Here is a 7,540-nt window from a genome sequence, read left to right as displayed (position 1 = left end):
GTACGACAAAACGGATAAGGGTGAAATTCTAATTTACGACTTAAAAACCTTGAAATTGGTTAGTAAAATTTAAGAAAAGATTTTACAAAAGTTTCGCCAATATAAATTGAGAATAAACCTCATAAACTAACTGTTAATACATTTTAAATACGCTCCAATGAAAATATTTAATGTACAGCCGATCACAATAAATGAGTACATCTATAATGATGAATTTCTTTCAGAAAGCCAAACAAATAGGTGCTACTCATCAGGCTTTGAAATTACCGGCGAGAAAAATGAGTCGCTAAACACAATGTACATCACATTCGATATTGTTTATAATGTGGGTAGTACCAATGATGAGGAAGTTGTTACCCACACTGGTCCGGGTAAGTACAGCATCGCCATTTCATTTGAAGAAGGTGGAGACGTATTTATTTCTTACAAAAGTTCTTGTCAGTTTAACTTCGAAAGTGAAGGCTTCGACGCTGATGTAACTTCCTTAACTGATTTTTTAAGGGATTATCAAGCGCATACCAGATCATTTTTTAATCAATACGGACATAAGCCCTTAATCGCAATTGAAGAAGAAACACGAAAACAACAGCCGCTACTGGCCGATGCCGAAATAGCAATCGAAAACTTACGGGCGAATAATATGTACGAGTTTTAACGCAACCTGCTTCAGCTATAAAAAGCACTTATCTTGCAAAACGTCTTTATTAAACTTATCTCCGGTATATTATCTATCCCACCACACCCTAGCAGTAAGTACATCACCTCCAGCTATTCTGGCTACAGCATCTTTATAATTTTGGGGGTTGTTCAGCACCTCTGTTGATAGGTAGATCATCCTGCGGGGAATGGTGCCATTGGTAACGTTGCCTTTGTAATTTACGGGAATAAGCTTGGGATAATCGCTCCTTTTCCAGTTTAGCCAGGCTTCTATAAAATTAAAATCCGTTCCTGTAGTTACCCAGTATTGTGTATTGATTGCGCTTAGTGCATTTTGTGTACTGCTTTCATCAAGTGGATTCAGGTTTACGAATGCAGTGATTTTATTGGCATCAACCGCAGCTAAAGGATCCAGCTGTGCAAGCGATTGGATTGCGCCGGTTAAGCCATTGGTGTAGTGCAGGTTTGCAGTTCCGCTTATATTCCATCCTCTCACTTTAGCTTCTGCAAGCAAAAATTCGATTTCTGCGTAACTCAGGATAAAAATTGGGCCACCTAGTTTAAGGTACATCGCGGTGCGTGGTCTGGAATACTTTCCGAGCGGGGCAAGGTCACTTCCGCTACCTGTACCACCCGGATAGTTTGGCGAACGACTGATATCGGTGGTTCCACCCTGTAGATCGTATCCATTTGGCATCCCAAGCTGAACAGCTGCATCGGTATTTCCGCTTAAATTCTGATCTGCATTTTTGGCCAATCCATCTTTCGGTACTTCACCTATCACTTCCAACCTGGGGTCGTTGGTATTTTTTAACTGATCAATTAGGGTTTTACTCCACCGTACTTCCAAATAGTCGGAAAATGTTCTTAAAGCAAGCGATGTCCCATTTTGGCTGTTAAAAGAAGAAGCATCGGTTAAAAGAATCGCATTGTCGTTAATACTGTTAAAAGTTTTGCCTGCAGCCTTTTCGGTCCAAATTCTGGCCTTCTCAGGATCTACTTTCGTTAATCGCATGGCAATCCTAACCATTAACGAATAACCAAATTTTTTCCATTTACCGATATCGCCTTTATAAAAAAGATCAGCACTTGGTCCGGGTTTTTCGATATCCAATTGCGCGGTAGCCGTTTCGAGATCGTTCAGCATGTGGGTATAAATATCTTCCTGACGATCGTAAACGGGATATTTAACACCTTGCATCGCTTTAACAGCCTGTGTATAGGGCACATCACCATAAGTATCGGTAATCCGTTGCAAAATCAATACGAACATAATATCACCAATCGCAATCAGGTTTTTATAGGCCGCTGGATCTTTTAATCGGGCCAGTCGTTGCATCTCTCTGATGTAAGAGGCATCAGCATAACCTTCATCAAAAATACGACCCTGATAATCGGTAAAACTGCCCACGTTGATGTATTTATCACCATTGTTGTAATAATAATAAGTTGAGGCAAGCAACTGCATCATGGTACTCTGATACAAAAGCTGATAATAGCCCAGGTTGGCGTATTTTAACTGTGCCTGTGCGAGTAGACTGTTTGGATCGTAATTGTCTTCTGTGAGTTTTGTTGGATCGGTATTGATTTCGTCCAGCTTTTCCTTAGAACAACTGCCCATTAAAGCCAGGAAAAAAGCACCCAAAACACACAACTTTCTCATGGCCATCTTATTTGAATTTAAAATTAAAATTAACCCCAAATGTACGTGTTGCAGGCAATGAAGCCCCTTCTATCCCGGCATAACCCAATGTTGGCGAGAACTGCGATTCAGGATCTATATTTTTAGTGTATTTAAGCAAAGTAAACAGGTTCCGCGCGACCATATCTATCCCTATACTACTAAAAGGTGTTCTTTTTAAAAAACGTTCGCTAAAAGAATAACCTAATGTGGCCTGCCTTAGCTTGATAAAACTGCCATTGAGTACCGATAATGCAGAAATATTGGTGGCCAGTTCAGGGTAATAGGCATAAGCCGGAACATTAATCGTGTTCTTCTGCCCATTTTCTAACACGCCATCGGCAACAATCCCTGTCTCCCTACCCAATAAAGTTGCCTTGTTTAAGCCAAGTACATAACTGTAATATTCTGTTGCGGATAGGATTTTATTGCCAAAGCGATAATCGATCAAAAAGGAAAAACTAAACTGTTTATAGCTAAAACTGTTGCTTATCCCTCCATATAAAGTAGGCATGGTGCCGCCCATTGGAATAAAATTACCCCGTTTAGGTATGCCATCCGATCCGATAATGATGTTTCCATTAGCATCCCGCAGATAATCGTAGGCCATAATCTGCGTAATCGGTTTACCAACCACCAGCGCAGTATTGGCATTTAATGGCCGATAGGTACCTGTCAGGGTATAATTACTATTACCATCGATAGAAAGCAGGGTATTCTTTACCTTGGTCATGTTAAAGTTGATCTGCCATTTGCCCGTTGTTGTAAGCAAGGGCGTATAGCCTAAAGCCAGTTCTATCCCTGTATTCCGGGTTTCACCAAGATTGACATAGGCGGAGGTAAAGCCTGTGGTAACTGATTGTTTTGCATTAATAATTTCGTTGTGGGTTATGCGGTTGAAATAGGTAAAATCGACATCCAAACGGCTATTGAAAAATTTAAGGTCGAGGCCTGCCTCTATTTCATTTAGGGTAAACGGTTTTAAATTGTAATTGGGTAAATCTCCTGAAAAACCACCTACAGGCACACCATTTACCTGATTATCTACGGTATAATAGATTTGCGTGGTGTACGGAACAATGGGCTCGCCACTGGTTTTGGCAAAATCCAACCGCAATTTACCAAAATCGAGACCCTTTAATCTCAGCAGATCTGAAAAAATAAAACTGCCCGATACACCGGGTACAAATATGCCCCGGTTGTTAGCAGGCAAGGTAGAATAGATATCATAACGCCCGGTAACGGAGAAGTTAAGATAACGCTGATAGCTGAGATCGGCAGTGTAATAAGCCGATTCGGTTACAATTCTGGATATGGCCAATGTTTTGGTACTGGTAATCAGATTTTCTGGCACATACAGATATGGCACTTTAAACTGCGATCCTTTCAGTTTTTCGGTATTGCCCTTTCTTTCGCGATAATTTGCGCCCATTGAAAATTCGAGGTTCAATTTATCGCTCAGGTTTCTGGTTGCACTAAACAAAATATCGCTATTAAGCTCTGAAGTATGGTTTTGATCATAGGCATTTATACCGCCCTGCCTGTTAATGGAAAATGCAGTCCCTGTAGGTAAAACACTCACCACTTCATCTTTACTCGAATCGTAGCCAATTCTGCCCTGCAGTGATGCCCAGCTGGCCAACTTATATTTTAATACGGCTGATGTGATATAACGGTTTCTATTGGCATAATCGGCCTGTTTGTTCATTAAAAAATAAGGATTGGTTTTATATTCATCCGCATTCCACCGCGTTTCAAAACCTGTTTCAGTATCAAAACCAGGGGCTAAGATCGATTGATCTAAACTGGTTGCTAAAGCTGAAATCCCATAATTTGCATTTAAAGGGCCATCACTGAGGTAACTTTTGTTTTTGTTCCTTTCGTAAATGTAGTTACCGGTAAAGCTCAACGATATTTTAGAACTTAGCGCTACTGTACAATAAAAATTTAACGTTTTACGGTTTAGGGATCCATTGCTTAAAACAGAGTTGTAATCTAAATTAGAAACCGAAACACGATAGTTGTTATTGGTATTTCCACCAACCAGCGATAGTGTATTAATAAAGGCTGGAGCGGTGCGGTAAAAAGTCTGGATGTTATTTTTAACGGGAGCATAAGGGCGCATAGAACCATCTACCTGAGGGCTTAATTTACCGTCCATAAGTTCTCCCCAGCTCAACAAACCCGTGGTAATTGCATTGTACAGATCGGCAGGACGTTTATTTTGTGTACCCTGACCGTACAAATATTGAAAATCAGTAGAATTAACCGGCACATCGAAGGCCAGGTTTGCATTGTACTCCAGCCTTGGTCCGGTATTTTCTCCACCGCTTTTCAGGTTGATGAGGATTACACCATTTGCAGCCCTTGCGCCATATAAAGCCGAAGCGGCCGACCCTTTCAATATCGTAATGGTTTCAATATCATCTGGGTTAATGTTACTAATGCCATCGCCATAATCGGCCCCGCCATATTCATTTGCACTTCCACGAATGCTGTTATCAATGGGGACACCATTTACGATAAATAACGGAGAGGCAGCAGTCATACTGGAAACACCACGGATGAGTATGCGTGCCGCAGATCCCGGACCACCGTTTACACCAGTAATGTTAAGTCCCGCTACCCTACCCTGTAGCGCCATAATCATATTACTTTCTCTTGCCTTGATGATTGAAGAACCTTTAATGGTAGTTAAGGCATAGCCAACTTTATGATTATCTTTTTCGATACCCAAAGCCGTAATTACAACCTCTTTTAAAAAACGGACACTATCAGAATCCATTTTTCCTTCGGTATTTTTTCTGATTACGATTAAATTATTCGGCAAAAGAGAATAGGTATAATCACTATTGCGCAGCAATTGATCGATCACCTTTATGGCCTCCTCTTCTTCTACCTTGATTGATACCTGATGTTTAGGGATTTTAGATTCACTATAGGCGAAATGATAAACAGTTTGTTGTTGTATAGCTTCAACAACCTGCTCAAAATTTACTCCGTTAAAATTTAAGGTTACTTTAGTTTGCGCATTGCTACATAGCGGAAAAATCAATCCAATTAACAATATGATTCTCTGCGCACAATTCATGGCTACAAATATACATTGCTTAACTGTTTGTCCTAACGGTAGATATAGACATTTTTCCCCTTTATCGAATAATTGAAATTTTCGATCAGTTTTAGCACATTTAAAGCTTCGGCAATGGTTTCTTTATCTACATGTCCGGTAAATTTCGCCGTTTTAAGATCAGCTTCTTTAAAGGTTATTTTAACATCGTACCACCGCTCAAAAAGCCTGGCAATTTCATCAAAACAGTTGTTTTTATAGATGAGTTCGTGGTTTGTCCATGCGGTTTCCATTACTTTGTCGGTCCCTGTTCCACGATAATGGGTGAGCTGGCTTAAATTTGGTTTGCTACCCACCAAGGTAAATTTATCGTTTGGCTTTAAGATAAAAGTTTGCTTGGTGTTATTTTTAAGCGAGATAGCAACGCTTCCTCTAATTAAGGTAGTTTCGGTAAAAGCATCATTCTGGTAAGCTTTAACATCGAATGCGGTACCCAGTACTTTTACGGCCAATTGCTCGGTGTGCACAATAAAAGGGTGTTTAGGATCTTTTTTAACATCAAAAAATGCCTCACCAGATAAGTAAACATCCCTGGTATCTGCAGTAAAATGATCCGGATATTTTAAACTGCTTCCCGAATTTATTTTCACGGTAGAGCCATCGGCCAGTACAATGGTTTTAATTTCGGTTGCCCTGGTTTGCGCTTGTTGCAAAACCAGCTGATCTGTTTTATTGAAGAAAATAGCTTCTCTGTTATACACCAAAACGCCAGCCAAACCAATTGCTACAACGGCAGCAATTTTTAGCCAAACACTGTAGCCTTTGTTTTTGGCAACCTTTAAACGGGGTTCATCGGGAATCTGGATCTGGCCCCTGATCCGATCAAAAACAAGATCGATATTTTCTTCTTCAGCTGTTTCAGATTCAAAATAAGTTTGTAGCTGTTTATATTCTGTTCTAAGCGCTTCGTTATCGGCTAAAATCGATTTCAGTTCAACAGATTCATCCGGTGAAATTTCACCGGCCAATTGTTTTCCAAGCAATTCTGTAAATCTTTGATCTGTCATTTTTTTCCACCCTTTATGATATGTTCCTTTTTCTGTTAAAATTGCCTACAAAAAATAAAAAAAAGATAAAGTACCTACTAAGATAATCAGGGAGATCATTTTTCCAAGTTTTTTTTCATCCGCACCTTTGTCTTGTAAGGGCTGTAATATTAAGCGGAGTTTTGCAATGGCCCTGAACAATTGGGTCTGCACCGTTCGGGGCGAAATGTTCAGCAGTTCTGCCACTTCCTTATATTTCATGCCACTTTCTTTAATCAACCTAAAAACCGTGGCTGCCTGAGGTGCCAAACCAGCAATGGCAAAATCAAGTTGCCGGTGCAGTTCTTTGGTTTCCAAAATATACTCCGGCGTTTGTGCTGTTACCGAAACATCCTCTTCAGCATCAACTAAATCGATAAACGTAATTGAAGAATTTTTTTTGAGGTATTTAAGTGATTGATTTTTTACTGCGATAAAAAAATAACTTTCGGGATTTAGTACGTGGGTACTTGTTGCGCGGTTTTCCCAGCATTTAACAAATACCTCCGTAACCAGGTCTTCTGCCGCCTGTTTATCAACCACATAGTAAATAGAAAATTTGATCAACCTACCGTATAGAAAGCGGTAAAGTTGCTCGAAAGATTTTATGTCATCCTCAAGGCAAATCTTATTCCATAAAACGACTAGATCTGGCTTAGCTGCTTTCAACTTGGTTAGTTTGGTGAATCAAATGTAAGGTAATAAAAAATATTTCATAAAAAAATCTTCCCACTGTAGGCAATTTAACAAAAAAAGGACTCTTCATTCGATGCCATAATAAGGCATACGCCATTTATAGATCTATTGAAGCAGAAAACAATGAATAAAAACAAATATGTGATGGGCATTGATATCGGCGGCTCGCACATTACAGCTGCAGTACTCGATATGCAGCAGCGGAACATTCTAAAAAATTCCTATACACGCGAGCGGGTTGACTCTCACGGCTCAACAGGACAGATTATCCACACCTGGTGCAATGCAATTAAAGCAGCTTATAAAAAGGTAGATATCCAAATTGGCCGTTTGGGTATTGCCATGCCAGGC

5 protein-coding genes and 1 pseudogene are annotated in these 7,540 nt (G+C 40.0%); 2 read left to right on the top strand and 4 right to left on the bottom strand.

All coding sequences use genetic code 11. The features are described from left to right. The first annotated feature begins 157 nt into the window (after positions 1-157). Positions 158-655 carry a hypothetical protein gene (locus AC1DPQ_RS11990; RefSeq protein WP_477609452.1) on the top strand — a complete coding sequence of 166 codons (498 nt, stop codon included), beginning with the start codon at positions 158-160 and terminating at the stop codon, positions 653-655. A gap of 69 nt (positions 656-724) precedes the next feature. Here AC1DPQ_RS11990 and AC1DPQ_RS11985 read toward each other — a convergent pair whose 3' ends face one another. Genes AC1DPQ_RS11985 through AC1DPQ_RS11970 form a run of 4 tightly spaced genes read right to left on the bottom strand, consistent with a single transcriptional unit; the run spans position 725 to position 7,162 of the window. Beyond that, a complete protein-coding gene (locus AC1DPQ_RS11985; RefSeq protein WP_477585150.1) occupies positions 725-2,320 on the bottom strand; it encodes a SusD/RagB family nutrient-binding outer membrane lipoprotein in 1,596 nt (531 codons plus the stop codon). A gap of 7 nt (positions 2,321-2,327) precedes the next feature. Continuing rightward, positions 2,328-5,429: a SusC/RagA family TonB-linked outer membrane protein gene (locus AC1DPQ_RS11980; RefSeq protein ID WP_477609450.1), complete on the bottom strand. Its 3,102-nt coding sequence runs from the start codon at positions 5,427-5,429 to the stop codon at positions 2,328-2,330. A 32-nt stretch (positions 5,430-5,461) separates the two neighbouring features. Continuing rightward, positions 5,462-6,475, bottom strand: coding sequence for a FecR domain-containing protein (locus AC1DPQ_RS11975; protein ID WP_477609448.1), 1,014 nt, complete (start codon positions 6,473-6,475; stop codon positions 5,462-5,464). 45 nt (positions 6,476-6,520) lie between these two features. Further along, positions 6,521-7,162 (bottom strand): RNA polymerase sigma-70 factor, encoded by a 642-nt coding sequence (locus AC1DPQ_RS11970; RefSeq protein WP_477609447.1) that lies wholly within the window; start codon positions 7,160-7,162, stop codon positions 6,521-6,523. Positions 7,163-7,312: 150 nt separating this feature from the next. On the opposite strand from AC1DPQ_RS11970, the pseudogene AC1DPQ_RS11965 reads away from it, so the two are divergent. Then, positions 7,313-7,540: pseudogene (locus AC1DPQ_RS11965) on the top strand (ROK family protein); the annotation flags it as partial.

The sequence above is a fragment of the Pedobacter sp. 01T416_2 genome (assembly GCF_056398925.1).
Note: the sequence above shows the minus strand (reverse complement) of the source record. Positions and strands in the feature narration are given on the sequence as shown.